Annotated in this window: 10 protein-coding genes and 1 pseudogene; 5 read left to right on the forward strand and 6 right to left on the reverse strand. The window is 54.8% G+C overall.

Going from position 1 to position 18,043, the window contains the following annotated elements; genetic code table 11:
• Positions 1-136 precede the first annotated feature (136 nt).
• The 6 genes from baeR to ACOTZF_RS07640 are packed head-to-tail and all read right to left on the reverse strand — an operon-like array spanning position 137 to position 11,074.
• A complete protein-coding gene (gene baeR, locus ACOTZF_RS07615) occupies positions 137-859 on the reverse strand; it encodes a two-component system response regulator BaeR (protein WP_013097904.1) in 723 nt (240 codons plus the stop codon).
• Entirely contained in the window at positions 856-2,259 is a 1,404-nt protein-coding gene (gene baeS / locus ACOTZF_RS07620) for a two-component system sensor histidine kinase BaeS (RefSeq protein WP_129318153.1), read from the reverse strand. Before baeS ends, baeR begins: the two co-directional genes overlap by 4 nt.
• A complete protein-coding gene (locus tag ACOTZF_RS07625; RefSeq protein ID WP_129252214.1) occupies positions 2,256-3,671 on the reverse strand; it encodes an MFS transporter in 1,416 nt (471 codons plus the stop codon). The genes baeS and ACOTZF_RS07625 overlap by 4 nt, the downstream gene beginning before the upstream one ends.
• Positions 3,672-6,749 carry a multidrug efflux RND transporter permease subunit MdtC gene (gene mdtC, locus ACOTZF_RS07630; protein WP_310823553.1) on the reverse strand — a complete coding sequence of 1,026 codons (3,078 nt, stop codon included), beginning with the start codon at positions 6,747-6,749 and terminating at the stop codon, positions 3,672-3,674.
• Entirely contained in the window at positions 6,750-9,872 is a 3,123-nt protein-coding gene (locus ACOTZF_RS07635; protein ID WP_129318039.1) for an MdtB/MuxB family multidrug efflux RND transporter permease subunit, read from the reverse strand.
• The gene (locus ACOTZF_RS07640; RefSeq protein WP_129252218.1) at positions 9,872-11,074 is read right to left on the reverse strand and encodes an MdtA/MuxA family multidrug efflux RND transporter periplasmic adaptor subunit; all 1,203 of its coding nucleotides are present in this window, start codon (positions 11,072-11,074) and stop codon (positions 9,872-9,874) included. Before ACOTZF_RS07640 ends, ACOTZF_RS07635 begins: the two co-directional genes overlap by 1 nt.
• Before the next feature lie 790 nt (positions 11,075-11,864).
• On the opposite strand from ACOTZF_RS07640, the gene ecpA reads away from it, so the two are divergent.
• The 5 genes and pseudogenes from ecpA (at position 11,865) to ACOTZF_RS07665 (ending at position 18,035) form a co-directional block, all read left to right on the forward strand.
• The gene (ecpA, locus tag ACOTZF_RS07645) at positions 11,865-12,449 is read left to right on the forward strand and encodes a common pilus major fimbrillin subunit EcpA (protein WP_013097898.1); all 585 of its coding nucleotides are present in this window, start codon (positions 11,865-11,867) and stop codon (positions 12,447-12,449) included.
• Between the two features lie 52 nt (positions 12,450-12,501).
• Complete coding sequence (locus tag ACOTZF_RS07650) at positions 12,502-13,176, forward strand: hypothetical protein (RefSeq protein WP_129318040.1); 675 nt, start codon at positions 12,502-12,504, stop codon at positions 13,174-13,176.
• A 54-nt stretch (positions 13,177-13,230) separates the two neighbouring features.
• On the forward strand, positions 13,231-15,723 hold the full coding sequence (locus ACOTZF_RS07655) for a TcfC E-set like domain-containing protein (RefSeq protein ID WP_013097896.1): 2,493 nt from the start codon (positions 13,231-13,233) through the stop codon (positions 15,721-15,723).
• Between the two features lie 4 nt (positions 15,724-15,727).
• Positions 15,728-17,343 (forward strand): annotated as a pseudogene (locus ACOTZF_RS07660) (fimbrial protein).
• A 17-nt stretch (positions 17,344-17,360) separates the two neighbouring features.
• Positions 17,361-18,035 (forward strand): hypothetical protein, encoded by a 675-nt coding sequence (locus ACOTZF_RS07665; RefSeq protein ID WP_013097894.1) that lies wholly within the window; start codon positions 17,361-17,363, stop codon positions 18,033-18,035.
• Positions 18,036-18,043 lie beyond the last annotated feature (8 nt).

An 18,043-nucleotide genomic window follows, 5' to 3' on the forward strand; every position in this document is an offset into this window, starting at 1 on the left:
GATCCGCGTGCACCAGGTGCACCGGTAAGGGGAGATCCCCCACTTTAAGGGCGGGCATTGTAGCGCCGCGGGGCAGGGAGGTAAAGCTTTGCCCCTCACCCCTTTGGGGAGAGGGTTAGGGTGAGGGGGCGTTTAGCTATGCAATCCTGCACGCATCCGCTTCCCAGCGGTATCCCACGCCATACACCGCGCGAATAAATGACTGTTCGGCGTCGAGCGCCTCCAGCTTACGGCGCAGGTTTTTGATGTGGCTGTCGATGGTGCGGTCTGTCACTACGCGGTAATCGTCATACAGGTGGTTGAGCAGCTGCTCGCGAGAGAACACTTTCCCCGGCTCGTGGGAAAGGGTTTTCAGCAGGCGGAACTCAGCAGGCGTGAGATCGAGAAGCTTGCTGCGCCAGCTGGCCTGGAAGCGGCTCTCATCAACAATCAGCGGGCTTTCGGCGTCCAGTACCTGAAGCTCGCGCTGCGGTTTACAGCGACGCAGAATGGTTTTCACGCGGGCGACCACTTCACGCGGGCTGTAGGGTTTGCAGATGTAATCGTCCGCGCCAATTTCGAGTCCCAGCAGGCGGTCGATCTCTTCGATTTTTGCCGTCACCATGACGATCGGCACGTCGGAGAAGCGACGAATTTCCCGGCACAGGGTCAGGCCATCGGTGCCGGGGAGCATCAGATCCAGCAGGATCAGATCCGGCGGCGTCTGGCGCACGTACGGTAACACCTGATCGCCATGGCTGATAAGCGACGGGGCGTAGCTGGCCGCACGTAAATAGTCGATCAGTAACTGTCCAAGCTTAGGCTCGTCTTCCACAATCAAAATGCGTGGCGTGTTTTCGTCAATCGGTAATTCGGTCATGCTTCTCTCGATAAATCCCGTTCCAGCGGTAACACTACTGTAATGCTAACCCCGCCAAAAGGCGAATGGGCGGCACGCAGGGTGCCATTGTGCGCCTCGACGATATTAACGCAAATCGCCAGTCCCAGCCCGGAGCCGCCGCTGGCACGGTTGCGGGAGCCTTCGGTGCGATAAAAACGTTCAAACAGTTTTTCCAGCTGCGCATCCTGCACGCCGGGAGCGGAGTCGGCAAAGGTGAGGGCGAAGCGGCCGTTTTCCTGTCTGCCGGAGATGTGCAGTCCGCCACCGCTGTCGGTGTAGCGCAGGCTGTTTTCCAGCAGGTTGTTGAAGAGCTGCATCAGACGATCTTTATCGCCAAACACCACCGCGCTGTCCGGCAGGGAGAGGTCAATGGTCAGGTTGCGGCTGGCAAAACGTTCGCGGAAAGCCCCGCTGATAACCTCCAGAATGTTGATCACGTCCACCGGTGCTTTCTGGTAGGCCAGCGCCCCTTCGTCTGACATGGAGAGCTGGTGCAGATCGTCTACCAGTTTGGTCAGCGTACCCACTTCCGCCTGCAGCGAGGCCACGGATTCGGGCGTGAACTTGCGCACGCCGTCCTGAATGGCCTCCAGTTCGCCGCGCAGCACTGCCAGCGGGGTGCGCAGCTCGTGTGAAATATCGGCCATAAAATCGCGCCGCATCTGCTGGTTTTTCTCCAGCGTACTGGCGAGCTGGTTAAAATCCTGCGCCAGCTTGCCCAGCTCATCCTGGCTGCGCGTGTCCACGCGGGTGGAAAAATCCCCGGCGGCCAGTTTATGCGTGCCTTCCACCAGCCTTTTCACCGGGGCGAGCAGGCCCCGCGCCAGCGGGAAGGTGGCAAGCGCGGCCAGCAGCGTGGATAGGATGACGATCAGCCAACTGGCCCGGCGCTGCTGACGATCGAAGTTGATATCGGTGTTGCGCGTCAGGCGTTCCACTGGCGAGGCGATAACCCAGCCGACGGTAGCGTTATTCACTTTGATTGCCCGCCGGGTGCCGTCCGGGGGAATGGGCGCACGTGGGCCAACCAGCGTGCGCATATCCTGGTCGATCACCCAGAACTGGGTGCGCCAGCCGTGGGGCGGCATGCCCGGGCCGGGGCGGTCATCGCCGCTATCGTGCTCCAGCGAGCGCAGGATCTGGAAGATAAAACGGTCATTGTTGCGCAAAAAACGCCAGTTCCCGTGCTGGGCATACTGCTCGCTCAGTGCATCGCTCAAACCCTGCAGGCGCTGCTCATTACCATGCTTAATGTAATCGATAAAACCGCGCTCAAAGCTGAGCCGTACGGCCCAGTGCATGGTGATCAGCAGGACAATACAGGTGGCAAAAATTGCCAGAAAGAGCTTACCGGTAATGCCCGGACGCCAGAATTTCATGATCCACTCCTTTTACTGCGCCGGATAACGACGTTCTTACGGGTATCATCCGGCACACGGGCGAAGATGAAAGCGGGCAGGGCGATGATAACCGCCATGCTGAGATACGTGTATAAAAAGACCTGATGCGCCACCGGCGTGTCGACGCTGAGATGGTGCTGACCGTACATGCCGAGCAGTAAACCGGCAATGGTGACCCCCACGCTCATGGAGAGCTGCATGATCATCGACAGCAAACTGTTGCCGCTGCTTGCCAGTTCGTCCGGCAGATCCTTCAGCGTCAGGGTGTTCATCGACGAGAAGCGCATGGAGTTAATAATGCCCTGGCAGAACAGCACCAGCGGCAGGGCGTAGTACCAGCCCATCAGCGCTACGGCCATAAACAGCAGGCTGACCAGTGCCAGCCCCAGCGTGGCGGTGACCAGCACGTGGCGATAGCCAAAGCGGTTAACCACCTGCACCACAATGCGCTTCATTCCCATGCTGCCCAGCACCATCGGGATCATCATCAGCCCCGCGTGAAACGGTGAAAAGCCCATACCGATTTGCAGGAACACGGGTGTCATAAACGGCAGCATGCCGCTGCCCACGCGCCCCGCAAAACTTCCGAACAGGCCAAGCCGGTAGGTAGGGTTTTTAAACAGCGTCAGGCTGAACAGCGCCCGGTCGTTTCCTCTGGCATGCCACAGATACCACAAAATGGCGCTCATCCCGATAACGATCAGAATGGCGAGCGTCAGTGAGGAGATTCCCAGCCCTTTTTGCCCGTCGAGAGCGAGGGTCAGCGTCGCCATACCGGTGGCGAGCAACAGAAAACCGACTACATCAAAGCGCCGCGTCTGCAGGGTGTAGTTGGGCATCAACGCCAGGGTGGCGATAGCACCAATAATACCCACCGGCAGGTTGATGAGGAAAATCCAGTGCCAGGAGGCATATTCCACGAGTATCCCGCCCAGCGCCGGACCAAGCAGCGGACCCACCTGGCCTGGTAAGGTCACAAAAGTCATTGCCGCCATATACTGCTCGCGCGGGACGATCTTCATCACCGTCAGCCGCCCGACCGGCACCATCATGGCTCCGCCAACGCCCTGCAGAACGCGTGCCATCACCAGTTGATCCAGCGTATTCGCCATCGCGCAACACAGCGACCCCGCGGTAAACAGCACGATAGCGGTGAAGAGGATATTGCGCACCCCCACTTTGTCCGCCAGCCAGCCGCTGGCAGGGAGCATCACGGCAACGGTCAGCACATAGGAGACAATCACCATATGCATGTGCAGCGGGCTCTCCCCCAGGCTTTTTGCCATTGAGGGGAGGGCGGTATTGACGATGGTGGTATCCAGCGACTGCATAAAAAAGCCGAAGGCCACTATCCATAATTGCCAGCGAACGTTACTGGGAAGATCAGTCATTTACCCGGTCACCGTGGTTCTGTTTTTACGTGAAAAACGCAGCCGCAGGCGGTCAAAGAACAGATAGACCACCGGCGTGGTGTAGAGCGTCAGGAGCTGACTCATCACCAGCCCACCGACAATAGTGATCCCCAGCGGCTGGCGCAGCTCTGAACCATCGCCACCGGAGATCACCAGCGGCAGCGCGCCAAACAGCGCCGCCAGCGTGGTCATCATGATCGGACGAAAACGCAGCAGGCAGGCCTGGAAAATTGCCTCTTCTGGCGTCAGGTTGCCGTTACGCTGAGCCTCCAGCGCAAAATCCACCATCATGATGGCGTTTTTCTTCACAATACCAATTAACAGCATGATCCCGATTAAGGCGATGAGGCTAAAGGGCGCGCCAAACAGCTCCAGCGCCAGCAACGCCCCCACGCCTGCCGACGGCAGCGTCGAGAGAATGGTCAGCGGATGAACATAGCTCTCATACAGCACGCCAAGCACGATATAGACCGTGGCAATGGCCGCCAGAATCAAAATCACCTGCGAATTCATCGTCTCCTGGAAGACCTGTGCGGTCCCGGCAAAACTGCCGCGCACGGTCGAGGGCACGCCGAGCTGGGTCATGGCACGGTCGATGGCCTCGCTGGCCTCGGAAAGCGACGAGCCGGTGGGCAGGTTAAAGGAGATCGTGGACGCTGCCGACAACCCCTGATGGTTCACAGAGAGCGGCGCGTTAGCGGGCCGCCAGCTGGCGAAGTAAGAGAGCGGGATCGCTTTACCGTCGTTGTTAATGACAAACATTTTATCCAGCGCGCTGATGTCCTGGGTATAGCGCGGGTCCACTTCCATCACCACCTTGTACTGGTTCATTGGCTGATAGATGGTGGAAATCTCGCGCTGGCCAAAGGCGTTGTTCAGCAGACTGTTGGCGGCTTCAACGTTAATGCCCAGCCGCGACATGGTTTCACGATCGTAGGTCAACGCCATCTCTGCCCCGTTGTCCTGCTGATCGGAGTTCACGTCCGCCAGCTGCGGCAGGGCGGCCAGCGCTTTACGGATTTTGGGCTCCCACTCGCGCAGCGCGGCCAGATCGTCAGAGAGCAGGGTGTACTGGTAGCTGGCGTTCGCCTGACGTCCGCCCACGCGGATATCCTGAACGGCCATCAAAAACAGGTTGGCGCCTGGCTCTTTGGCGAGCTTCATTCGCAGCCGGTCTATCACCTGCTGCGCCGTTTCATTGCGCTCGCCGCGCGGCTTAAGGGTGATAAACATCATCCCGCTGTTAACGCGTGACCCGCCGGTAAAGCCGGTGACGTTATCCACCGCCTTGTCTTCGCGGATGATCTTCATAAAATCCTGCAGCTTGCCGCGCATCGCCTGGAAGGAAATACTCTGGTCAGCCTGGATGCCGCCCATCAGCACGCCGGTGTCCTGCTCCGGGAAGAAGGTTTTCGGGATGGAGATATACAGCCAGACGTTGAGCGCGATGGTGCCAACAAGCACCAGACCAACCAGCCGCGTATGGTTGAGCACCCACTTCAGCGATTTTCCGTACCCTTCCTGCATTGCCAACAGGAAACGGCCAAACCCTTTACGACGCGGCTGCGAGTGCGGTTTGCTGCGCTTAAGCATCCAGCCGCACATCATTGGCGTGAGCGTTAGCGAGATAATCAGCGAGATGCCGATAGCCACCGAAAGGGTGACGGCAAATTCGCGCAGCAGTCGCCCCGGCAGCCCGCCCATCAGCAGCAGCGGCAGGAATACCGCCACCAGCGACAGGCTCATGGAGAGCACCGTAAAGCCCACTTCGCGCGTGCCCTGCAGGGCGGCCTGCAGCGGTTTTACCCCGGCTTCCAGATGGCGGGAAATATTCTCCAGCACCACGATGGCGTCATCGACCACAAAGCCGGTGGCGATGGTCAGCGCCATCAGCGACAGGTTATTCAGGCTAAAGCCGCACAGGTACATGGCGGCGAAGGTACCAATCAGCGACACCGGTACCGCAACGGCGGGAATAAGCGTTGCGCGGCCCGAGCGCAGAAACAGGAACACCACCAGGATCACCAGCCCGACGGAGATCACCAGCGTCTGTTCCACCTCTTCAAGCGAGGCGCGAATGGTCGGCGAACGATCCTGGGCAATCTGCAGATCAATAGCGGCCGGGATGGTCTTCTGTAACTCCGGCAGATGCGCGCGAATGCTGTTTACCGTTTCGATAATATTGGCTTCCGGCAGCTTGCGGATCATCAGCAAGATGGCCGGTTTGGCGTTGGTCATCCCGGCGTTGCGCACGTCCTGCACCGAGTCGGTGACGCTGGCTACGTCGCTTAAACGTACCGCCGCGCCGTTATTGTAGTGGATGATGAGCGGCTGATATTCGGCGGCGGTTTTGAGCTCGTCGTTGGTCTGGATCTGCCAGCGGTGGCTGTTGCTCTCTATCGCCCCCTGCGGCCTGCGCACGTTGGCGCTGCTGATGGCGGAGCGCACGTCATCCAGCGACACGCCCTGGTTAAACAGCGCCTGCGGGTTCAGGCCGACGCGCACGGCGGGCAGGGAGCTACCGCCAACGCTCACGTCACCCACGCCGTTTATTTGTGAGATCGTCTGCGCCAGTTGGGTCGACGCAAAGTCGTAGAGCTGCCCCTGGGAATAGGTGTCCGAGGTCAGCGTCAGGATCATGATCGGCGCGTCGGACGGGTTGGCTTTACGGTAGGTCGGGCGGCTTGGCATTCCGCTCGGCAGCAGGCTTTGCGCGGCGTTGATGGCCGCCTGCACGTCGCGCGCCGCACCGTTAATATCCCGGTCGAAGCTGAACTCCAGAATGATGCGCGTGCTGCCGAGCGAGCTGCTGGAGGTCATCTCGTTGACCCCCGCAATTCGCCCGAGCGAGCGTTCCAGTGGCGTGGCAACCGACGAGGCCATGGTCTCTGGCGACGCGCCCGGCAGCGATGCGCTGACCATGATCACCGGAAAATCCACTTGCGGCAGGGGGGCCACCGGCAGCAGGCGGAAGCCCAGCACGCCGCACAGCGTAATGGCGAGCGAGATTAAAATCGTCGCCACCGGGCGGTAAATGAAGAGGGCGAAAAACTTCACTTACGCCTCCTCTTCACGTTTCGGGAAGCGGCTTTTAGTCCACAGGGCCAGTTGGTCAAACAGCAGGTAAATCACCGGCGTGGTGAACAGCGTCAGCACCTGGCTCACCAGCAGACCACCGACCATACCGATACCCAGCGGACGGCGCAGCTCTGCACCGACGCCGGTGCTGAGCATCAGCGGCAGCGCGCCCAGCAGGGCGGCGAGCGTGGTCATCAGGATCGGACGAAAACGCAACAGACAGGCCTGGAAGATGGCGTCTCGCGGCGACATGCCCTGCTCGCGCTCGGCGGCAAGGGCGAAGTCGATCATCATGATGGCGTTTTTCTTCACGATCCCGATAAGCAGAATGATGCCGATAATGGCGATGACGTCCAGTTCGCTGCCCGCCAGCATCAGGGCCAGTAGCGCACCCACCCCGGCAGTCGGCAGGGTAGAGAGGATGGTGATTGGGTGGATAAAGCTTTCGTACAGCACCCCAAGGACGATGTACATCGCCACCACGGCAGCCACGATCAGCCAGATGGTATTGCCCAGCGCAGCCTGGAACGCCAGGGTGCTGCCCTGGAACTGGGTCTGAATATCAGACGGGAAGTTGAGTTCTTTCTCCGCGCCCAGAATGGCCTCGACCGCTTCGCCCAGCGAATAGTTGTCCGGTACGTTGAACGAGATGGTGGTGGACGGGAACTGATCGAGATGGTTAATCGACAGCGGCGTATAACGCTCCTCCACGCTGGCTATGGCGCTTAACGGCACAATACCACCGTCTTTGCTGGTCAGGCGCACCGAGTCCAGCGCGGCCAGGCCGGGCGTGTTATCGGTGTTGTGTTCCAGCACCACGCGATACTGATTTGCCTGGGTATAAATGGTGGAGATGAGGCGCTGACCAAAGGCGTTATAGAGCGCGTTGTCCACGTCGGACATGGTGATGCCCAGCCGGCTGGCAGTATCGCGATTGACGTTCACATATGCCGCCAGCCCTTTGTCCTGCCAGTCGCTGCTGACGTCAGAAAGCTGCGGCAGCGCCTTGAGTTTGTTGACCAGTTGCGGTACCCACGTGCTCAGCGCATCAAGGCTGGTCGCCTGAAGCGTGAACTGGTACTGCGTGCGGCTGACCTGGGTATCGATGGTCAAATCCTGAATTGGCTGCAGGTAAAGTTCAATCCCCGGCACGCGCGCCACGGCAGTTTGCAGCCGCTCAATAACGGCGTTGACCCGATCGTCGCGGTCATCCAGCGGCTTGAGGTTGATTTGCAGACGCGCACTGTTCAGCGACGGGTTGGTGCCATCGACGCCCACATACGCGGTCAGGCTTTCCACCGCCGGATCTTTCATGATGATGTCAGAGACCTGCTGCTGACGCTGCGCCATACTGGCGAAGGAGACCGACTGGGGCGCCTGAAGCGTGCCCTGAATAATGCCGTTGTCCTGGATGGGGAAAAAGCCTTTCGGGATAACGATCCACAGCATGACGCTGAGTGCCAGCGTGCCGAGTGCCACGCCGAGCGTCGCCCACGGGTGGTTAAGCACTTTTGCCAGCACCCGGCCGTAAGCGGCAATGATCCGTTCGAACATCCGCTCAGAGGCGCGAGAGAAACGGTTTTGCTTGCGCAGGGATTCATGGCTCAGCATACGGGCGCACATCATTGGCGTCAGGGTCAGCGACACCACGGCAGAGATCAGAATGGCGACCGCCAGCGTGACGGCAAACTCGCGGAACAGCCGCCCGACGATATCGCCCATAAACAGCAGCGGGATCAGCACCGCAATCAGCGAGAAGGTCAGCGAGATAATGGTAAATCCGATCTCGCCCGCACCTTTCAGCGCAGCGGCCAGCGGTTTTTCGCCTTTCTCGATATAGCGCGAGATGTTCTCGATCACAACGATGGCATCATCCACCACGAAGCCGGTGGCGATGGTGAGCGCCATCAGCGTCAGGTTGTTGATCGAAAAATCGAGGAACACCATCACGGCAAATGTTCCCACCAGCGAGAGCGGCACGGCAACGGCGGGAATGATGGTTGCCGGTACGTTGCGCAGGAACAGATAGATGATCATCACCACCAGCGCAATCGCCAGCATCAGCTCAAACTGGGTATCGGTAACCGACGCGCGAATGTTGGTGGTACGGTCGGAAAGCACCTTCACCGTGACCGATTTTGGCAGGCTTTCAATAAGCTGCGGGAGCATGGTGCGAATGCTGTCGGCGGTTTCAATGATGTTAGCGCCCGGCTGGCGCTGCACGTTCATCACAATCGCCTGCTGTTTGTTGGCCCACGCACCCAGCCAGCTGTTTTCCGCGCCTTGTTCAACGGTGGCGACGTCACCCAGACGTACCGGCGCACCGTTCTGGTAGGCAATAATCAGCTGACGGTACTCATCGGCAGACTGCATCTGATCGTTGGCCCAGAGCGTCACGGCGCGGGTGGGGCCGTCCAGCGAGCCTTTCGCCGAGTTGACGTTGGCGTTGCTGATGGCGGTGCGGATGGTTTCGCTGGTCAGCCCCAGCGCAGCGATGGCCTGCGCGTTAAGCTTCACGCGCACCGCCGGGCGTTGTCCGCCCGCCAGCGTTACCAGCCCGACGCCGGAGACCTGGGAAATTTTCTGCGCCACGCGGGTTTCGACCATGTCTTCCACCTGCGTCATTGGCATGGCGGAAGAGGTGACAGCAAGGGTCATGATCGGCGGATCCGCCGGGTTTACTTTGCTGTAGACCGGCGGGTTAGGCAGGTCTGACGGCAGCAGGTTGGTGGCGGCGTTGATCGCAGCCTGCACCTCCTGCTCGGCCACGTCCAGTGACAGCGAGAGCTGGAACTGCAGCGTTACCACCGATGCCCCACCGGAGCTTTGCGATGACATCTGTTTCAGGCCCGACATCTGACCAAACTGGCGTTCCAGCGGAGCGGTAATGGCGGAGGTCACCACATCCGGGCTGGCGCCAGGATAGAGGGTAACGACCTGAATGGTGGGGTAATCCACTTCCGGCAGCGCCGAGACGGGCAGGAAGCGATAGCCAATAATCCCGGCGAGCAGAATCGCCACCATCAGCAGCGTGGTGGCAACAGGGCGCAGAATAAACAGGCGTGATGGCCCACCTGTTGCGCCTGGCGGCATGACCTGCATCAGGAGTTCGCTCCCTGTTTCGCGGGTTCAACCACTTCGACTTTGGCGCCTTCGGTCAGACGATCGATACCGTCCGTCACCACGCGGTCGCCCGCAGAGAGTCCGGCGCTGATCACAACCGTCTGGCTGTCCTGAATCCCGGTTTTCACCAGGTGCTTGCTGACTTTATTGTCGCTGTTCAGCACCCAGACGAAGTTACCTTCGTTGCCCATCTGCAGCGCGGCGGTGGGGATCACCACCGCGTTTTCTTCCGTCGCCACCAGCATGCGTGCGTTTACAAACTGATTCGGGAAGAGGGCGTCGTCCTGGTTGTTAAAGCGCGCTTTCAGCTTGATGGTGCCGGTGGTGGTGTCGATCTGGTTATCCAGGCTAAGCAAAGAACCTTCGCTCAATTTCTGCTTGTTGGTACGGTCCCAGGCTTCCACCACCAGCCCCTTTCCGGCTTTCTGCGCCTGCACCACCGTCGCAATTTCGCTTTCCGGCAGGGTGAAGACTAAATCAATCGGGTGGGTCTGGGTTATGACCACGATGCCCGTGGTATCTCCGCTTGAGATCTGGTTGCCGATATCGACCTGCTTGAGGCCAACGCGCCCGTCAATTGGCGCGGTGATGCGGCTCCAGTCAAGCTGCAGCTGTGCGCTGGCCACCGCGGCTTCGTCAGCTTTGATTGTGCCCTGCGTTTCGCTGACCAGCGATTGCTGCGTGTCCAGCTCCTGACGAGAGACCAGGTTGGTTTTCACCAACTGCTGATAGCGCGCCAGATCGCGCCGGGCGTTAGCGAGCGTGGCTTTGTCTTTGGCAAGTTGCCCCTGAGCCTGGGCAAAGGCGACTTTGAACTGGCTTGGGTCGATCTCGGCCAGTAAATCGCCAGCTTTCACCTGCTGACCTTCCTGGAAGTGGATCGCCATGAGCTGACCGTCGACGCGGCTGCGTACCGTAACGGTGTTGGCGGCGGTAATGGTCCCCAGGCCTGTGAGATAGCGAGGCACGGCTTTATTCACCGCAGTGGCCGCCTGAACCGGTGCCAGCGCGCCGCCGCGCATACCGTGACGACCCCCGCCCGCAGGGCGTTTTGACTGACTGCTGGCCCCTGCCGGAGTAGAAGGCTCGGCGGATTGAGTGTGCCAGTACCAGGCGGCGGCAAGGACCACCACAATGATGCCAGCGGCGATTGCCCAGCGGGATTTATGACTGCCTTTCATCGTTATACGTTCTCATCCTGAAACACTTCGGGGAATGATACTAGTTTAGTCAGGTCAGTCGGCAGAAAAATGGAGGAAATATGGAAGACTGTCGGGAATTGTCTGAATGGCGGAGAGGGCAATGTGACACCATGTGCACGGGCATAAGATGCTATCTCATCGCTTTGAGTGAAAGCGGTGAAGAACAGCAACACGTTGTGATAAATGCGCGAAATAAACCGTATCATTCGAATACCAGGATTTTTATATTATTCGCGGAATATTCTTATTTTTATAAATAACCACGAAAATAATGAATTTCTCGTGCGTTATTACTTTTAGGTTGCGTATAAGAATTTTCCTTGATTTATTTATTTGCGTTAGGAATATTTCATTTTTTACTAAAATGGGTTGTTTTTGTAGCATTTTTTTAACAAGTTTTTTCTTTTCTGAGGGTTTTCATAGTTTATTGATTTGAAATGTTTTTTAATCCTTTGAATCTTTTTTTAATTTTGATTTGCATCAAAAAGCAAGAATGGATGCAAATTCTTTAATTTGATTATTTTTTAGATTTAAAAACTTAATTATGAATTTTTATGGTTTTAAGTTCTAATCTGTAGGCATTTACTTATCTTCCAGACAAGAAAATTCCTAATGATGTTGAGGATTTGATAATTTCATGCTGTTGCTGTTAACAATATCTCGGAACATAATTTTTCGGCGCGGCAATTCTCGCTCGCAATTAAATGGAGCTTCCCGGTTACTTATTATGAAATGTGCCAGGTTGCGCGTTTGTTCTTAGGAGAAGAAAATGAAAAAATTATTACTGGTGGCCTCTCTGGTTTCTGTTTTCGCAGCAGCAAATGCAATGGCTGATGTTACTGCATCTGCCACTGCGTCATGGGATGCTACAGCAACAAAAGATACAACTAGCATGCTGGTTGTTACTCCGCTGAACTCGCTGACATTCCAGTATGCGGAAGGTCTGAATGCTTTTAATACTCAGGATGGTGCTTTTGACATTACGATCCAGGGACAGGAAAGTGCAACCGACTTTGAACTGACTGCACAGGTCATTAGCAATACCCTAACCAATGCAAGCGGCGATGCATCTACTCTGGATGTCGGTGTTGCCTGGAACGGTAATGCACTTTCCAGTTCCGCTGAAACCGTTCTGGTTAATGCCTCATCAACTTCTGGTCTGGAAAGTCTGATGGCTGACGGTGCTTATAACGGTGCTGAACGCGTGAGCGATCAGTCCAGCTTTAAGTTCTCTATCGCCTCTGCGACGTCTGATGGTTCAACAGCTGTCACTGACTATTCTGCTTTGCCTGATGGCTACTGGACAGGCGATGTGAAAGTACAGTTCAACGCGACCTGGACCACGCCTGCGTAATGAATGAAAAAATTCGGGAGATTTTTCTCCCGAATTTCTTAGGAATGTACTGATGAATAAATATTTACCCTTTGCCATATTGGCGGGGATCGCTACGTCTTTTTCCAGTTGGGCAATTAATGTGGGTGATATCACGTCGATAATGACTTCCGAGCAGAGTTCATTATCGAAAGAGATTATCAACACGACGAATTCCGCACGCTATGTCAGCGTTACAGTGAAACGACTCTCATCACCGTTGCCTGATGGCACCGAAATAAGCATTAATCCAGGCGAATTACTGTCTACACCCGCCAGCCTTATTCTTCCAGGCGACGCGAAAGATGTTTTCCGCTTTTTCTATAAAGGGCCAGAGGATGATAAAGAACGCTATTATCGCCTGCAATGGATCGATGAACCTGTGAGCGAAAGCGCAGCAACGAAAGCGGGCAAAGCCGCGACGGCAACGGCTTCAGCGGAAATTGGGACTATTTTAGTTGTAGCTCCGCGTAATGAGCGCTTCAACTACAGTCGTCAGGACGATTTGATCATCAACAAAGGCAATGTCTCTTTCCGCGTGATTGCCTATGGCGTGTGTAAGGATCCCACTCAGGACCAGGGGCGGGGATGTCGGGAACGCTATTACGTTATGCCTGGAACCAAAATAAGGCTTCAAAAAAGCGATGTATCAAACAGCCGCACTCGTATTGGCATTTGGCATGGCAAGCAATTTATTACAGTGAAGTAATGCACGACGCCATTACCGGTGCCAATAATAAAATGCTGAAGTGTAAGGATGCATATGTCATTTAAATATTTTATTGGAGGGAGTGTATTTCTCTCTTTAGCGTTAACACCAGGGGCCGTTCATTCCGCCCCCGTTAAAATTGGTCATTATGTCATTCCTGGTACTTTTGCGCGCTCTCTGGAGCAAGGGATGACAGTTCCGGTGTTTATTCGGTATCAAGAGACGGACGAAAAAAGCCAGCAAAAAATTGCTGATGCGGTGATCTCATTGGTTGACGGGAATATTACAGTCAAATCGATAATGGTTTCTGACTTGCCAAACAATGCTGTGCTGGCGGATAAAACGCGCGAGATGGTAGAAAAAATAGGCAATGTGAAATTTAAGGACAACACCGCTATTGCCCTTACGCCTGAAGCACGTCTTCAACTGAACATTTCATCGTTCCACCTGGAGATGATCGTCAGCAGGGACGCGTTGACCGAGGCTGTTGTGGCGCGCAGCTCCTTGTTAGGTCCGTCAAGCGTTGACCGGTTAACTAACGTGCTCAATTACAGTTTTGGTACCTATTACAATGATTATCAAAACGGCAACAGTTCCCGCAGCTATTTAACGCTGGATAATACAACGTCACTTCGTGAGCACCATTTTAATATTAATGGTTCGGTATATGGTATTGGTGAAAGTAATGGTTCCAGCAACGTTTATCGGGCGATGTACGAGCGCGATTACGAAGGTTATCGCCTGGCATTAGGAATGCTTGATACGTGGAATGTCCAGTCTATTGCCAGTCTTAACGCCTTAAACGGCGGAAAAATCTACGGTGCAAGCTACGGAAATAAAGGCAGCACCGTTGTCGAAAATACCTCCCTTTCGCTGACCCCGATTACGGTCTTTTTACCGGCAGCTGGGGAGGTGCATGTATTTCGTGACGGACGCCTGCTGAGCGTTCAGAACTTTAACATGGGCAGCTACGAAATTGACACCAGCCGTTTCCCTTACGGGGTGTACGACGTTACGGTGGATATTGTCGTCAATGGGCGCACGGTCAATACCCGCATGAGTCGCGTAAATAAAATCTTCTCACGCCAGCAGGCGGCGGGGCTGCATGAGATCTCATGGCAGGTCTTTGGCGGTTCGCTTGATTACGATCGCGTCAGTTATAAGCGCAATCATTACCGTGACTTAGGCAGTGAACAGAGCTGGATTGGAGGGGGCGCGGCTTCTCTGACGCTGGCGGTGCTTTCCGGCCTGAATATGAAGTCAACGCTTTACGGTTTTGATTCCAATGCGGTTAACGAAACTGATATCACGTTAAATGTGAACGAATACGTGAGTGTGGGTGCGCAAACGATGCTGGCAAATGATGGAACCTGGCGAAATGTCAGCAATGTGAATGTCAGCGCACCCGGTGGATTTGGCTCAGTGTGGGCCTCTCGGGAAGACAGCAAAATTGGTGACCGTTTGCCGGTGCAAGAACGTGATAACTACTCCATTGGCGGCACGATCAACCTGGGAAGCGTTATTCCACACGGAGGATCGCTAACGCTAAGCCAGACGGAAAACCGCTATTCAGGCAATAAGTATCGCAATATAGATTACAGCACAACACTTTATGCCGGACGGTATGCCACTGTCGGTCTGCGGGCGGGTGTACAGCGCTACTTCTATAACAACACGAATGATGACGGTCGTCAGGAGCGTTATGTCAGCCTGGACTTCTCGTTACCACTGGCCTCCTGGTTAAGTGTGGGCGCATCGCGCGATCGTTACGGTGCGACGCAGGGCAATATCAGCGCTCGTAAACAGTTTAAAGATGGCCCAATCACCTCAGCAGGCGTTTCTGCCTCGACGCGCCTGAGCGGAGAGCAGAATTACGGCAACGATTATTCCGTCAATGGCAATGTCAGTTACAGCACCCAATATAACGCCGGGACGGTCTCTGTCACTCGTTCAGCAGATAACTCGACTAACATGAACTTCTCTTCTCTCGGGGCAATAGCCTGGGCTGGCGGTGATGTTGGTCTGAGTAATGAGCGACAACGCTCGGGGATCATTGTTAAAACGGGTCTGGCAGGCGATGGAAAACTGGCAGCAAAAGTCAATAACCGCAATTACCTGTTGAGCGGTAAATCGACCTTTATTGCGCTCCCTCCGTATGCGCAATACAAACTGGAAATTATGAACGACCGGAACTCCGAAGACAGCTTCGATATTGTTTCCGGACGCAAACACGCGATGAACTTGTATCCAGGGAATGTGAGCGTTGTTGCACCGGAAGTGAAAAGTATGGTGACCGTATTTGGTCGCGTCCGCTATCCCGATGGGCAACTGGCGGCGAACACAGATATCCATAATCACATAGGCAAAACTCGGACTGACGGGAAAGGTGAGTTTGCGATCGATATCGATAAAAAGTATCCCATCATTACCCTGGTATCAGCTAATGGAAGTATCTGTGAAGCCGATTTGGATCTGGATAAAGCCAGGGGGGCTGCGTGGGTGGGTGATGTTAAATGTGCACTGCAATCGACAATGGCGCAGAGGTAATTCTATGAAAAAAAGTGCAAATATTATTATTCCTTTACTCATTGTCGGTGCCTTAACACCCTTTACAGCGAAAGCGTTGACGGCGACATCCTCCGGATCTGTCAGTAATAATTTTATGTTTATCGAAAATGCCATTGATGGTGAGTACTTTATTACTCCTTCCTCGCTTGATCCACGTTTCAGCGGGTCGAATACCTGGGTGAAATATGGAACTTCCAGGTAAGTCTAGGCTATTTAGGCTACGTAGGTTGGACGGCACCGGCGAATAACTATCAGGATATGTGGATTGATAATTCCCCAATCGATGGACCGTTTAGCGGTATTCGTTGCTACAGTGGAACGCAGTGCCCAACGACAGGGTATATTACGGGTCAGGGAACGGACAGCAACGGTTTCTACCATGCTCAGGTCGGGTCTGTCGCCGGTGTGGTCGGCGGGGCATATGGGTTTGCCTCCCTGAGTGACTCTGCCTACGAATATTTCCGCAATATGGCCACCGGAAGTAGCGAAACATATGTTTTCAATCGCTGTTATACCTCGGTCAATTATGATTACGCGGCAGGCGAGCGCTGCAAAGATCAGTCCTCAGGACGCTGGAACTACGTAAACTACACGTTAACCAAACGCGGCCATCTGGCACTGGAATCGACCAGCGCCTTCCAGGAGCTGTGGATTGCCAGCGACGGCACGCCGAGTATTACCAATGATTCAGGTGCCTGTGAGTTGGGCGTCGTCAGTAACGTGAGCGGTGTTATCTGCAAAATGGTCAGCTATAATCTTCAGCAGACAGCTAACCTGACGGCATCATTGACGTTCAGGGCGTATGTGGATTCAACAGCGCTTGGATTTACCCCTGCAGCGGCCACCGTGCGGTATTCCGGTAATGGCTCCACATGGTATAACTTCAGTGCATCGACGGCGTATTACAACGTGTTCACCACCAGCGGTGAATATGTGTACCTCTTTTTGTCGCAGACATTTCTCAAAAATCTGGTCAATGCGGGCGTCAGTATTACGAATAGCCAGCCGTTTACCTTTGCGTTTACTAATGCTCTAACACCTGAGTCAGGTTATTACCAGTTCACGCCTTCGTTACAGCTTAATATCGTACCTAAGGAGTATGGGATAAGTATTATTTCATCTAATAATACAACGTCTGCTAGCGGTAGCGGCACTATTGGCGAGGATACGCCAATAAGAATGGATTATACCGTTACTGTTTCAGGCCCTCGCCAGGCTGACAGCATTACCGCGCAAGTTATTGGCGATAGCACAACGTTAAATGACACGCCGTACTGCCTGTTTACGTCCGCACAAGGTGGAGTAAGTGTGCCGATACCGGCCTATCTTGAGTATAACAACCAGTCAGGTAGTGTGACTCAGGCAAGAAATAGCTGTGGTGAAGCGGCCATAAGCCTGAATGATGCTCTGTGGCAACAAACGCCCTGGGACGCCAACAACACTGATGACGGGAGTTACTTCAATACCCGTTTATCACTGCTCTTTCCGATGGACGATTCTCGCTCTGCTTTAACGGTATCAGGTTCTGACTGGGAAGGCGTTGTCAGCGCCAGTGGGGAGATAAAAGTCATGGCGAACTGGGTAGGGGTGACAAAATGACCGGATGGCGTGTGGCTATGATCGTTACTGGTTTGGCTCTCCTGGCGTTATTTAGCCTGCCCGCACGCGCCTTGTATCTTGATTCAACCATTTTTGACATGGCGGCGGATAAATCCTTTATCAGCAAACGTGTTTTTAATGACAGCCACAAGCAGAATATTTACAGCATTTCGGCGGTGAAAATTGATAAGCCCGGGCCTGGCGGGGAGCGTCGCCAGGCTATCGAAGAGGGCGAATTACTGTTTGCACCGCTTAATTTCTCGCTTGCACCGGATGCAGGAGAGTTTTTCAAGATTTTCTATCGTGGTCCGCAGGATGACAAGGAGCGCTACTACCGTGTGCAGTTTACTGAAATGCCCATCACCCTTTTCCCGGAGCGCAACAGGGGTAAAAAGAGCGAAGCGATACCAGCTATCGCACTGGAAACCATTCTGGTTGTTCGGCCACGAAAAATGAATTTGCATTATATGCTGGATGAGCAGAAAGGGGTTCTTGAAAATACAGGAAATACCTTTTTTAAAATCATTGTTCAAAAGGGGTGCAATTCGACCGATGATGAAGCGACCATTCGCTATATTCTACCGGGAGAAACGTACCGAAGCCCCGAACTGAAAGCACAAAATAAAAAATTTATAGTGGCTTTGCAAAAGTATATCCCTGTTGGTAGTGGATGTTTTACACATGCCTCATAAAATTGGAA

This window comes from Enterobacter cloacae complex sp. SHL021, assembly GCF_049237765.1.
Taxonomy (GTDB): domain Bacteria; phylum Pseudomonadota; class Gammaproteobacteria; order Enterobacterales; family Enterobacteriaceae; genus Enterobacter; species Enterobacter cloacae.

Excerpts from the sequence above, each read along its gene's own strand:
- baeR (WP_013097904.1), bottom strand. The coding sequence starts at position 859 with ATGACCGAATTACCGATTGACGAAAACACGCCACGCATTTTGATTGTG.
- ACOTZF_RS07625 (WP_129252214.1), bottom strand. The coding sequence starts at position 3,671 with ATGACTGATCTTCCCAGTAACGTTCGCTGGCAATTATGGATAGTGGCC.
- ACOTZF_RS07655 (WP_013097896.1), top strand. The coding sequence starts at position 13,231 with ATGTCATTTAAATATTTTATTGGAGGGAGTGTATTTCTCTCTTTAGCG.
- ecpA (WP_013097898.1), top strand. The coding sequence starts at position 11,865 with ATGAAAAAATTATTACTGGTGGCCTCTCTGGTTTCTGTTTTCGCAGCA.
- ACOTZF_RS07665 (WP_013097894.1), top strand. The coding sequence starts at position 17,361 with ATGATCGTTACTGGTTTGGCTCTCCTGGCGTTATTTAGCCTGCCCGCA.
- ACOTZF_RS07650 (WP_129318040.1), top strand. The coding sequence starts at position 12,502 with ATGAATAAATATTTACCCTTTGCCATATTGGCGGGGATCGCTACGTCT.
- ACOTZF_RS07635 (WP_129318039.1), bottom strand. The coding sequence starts at position 9,872 with ATGCAGGTCATGCCGCCAGGCGCAACAGGTGGGCCATCACGCCTGTTT.
- ACOTZF_RS07640 (WP_129252218.1), bottom strand. The coding sequence starts at position 11,074 with ATGAAAGGCAGTCATAAATCCCGCTGGGCAATCGCCGCTGGCATCATT.
- baeS (WP_129318153.1), bottom strand. The coding sequence starts at position 2,259 with ATGAAATTCTGGCGTCCGGGCATTACCGGTAAGCTCTTTCTGGCAATT.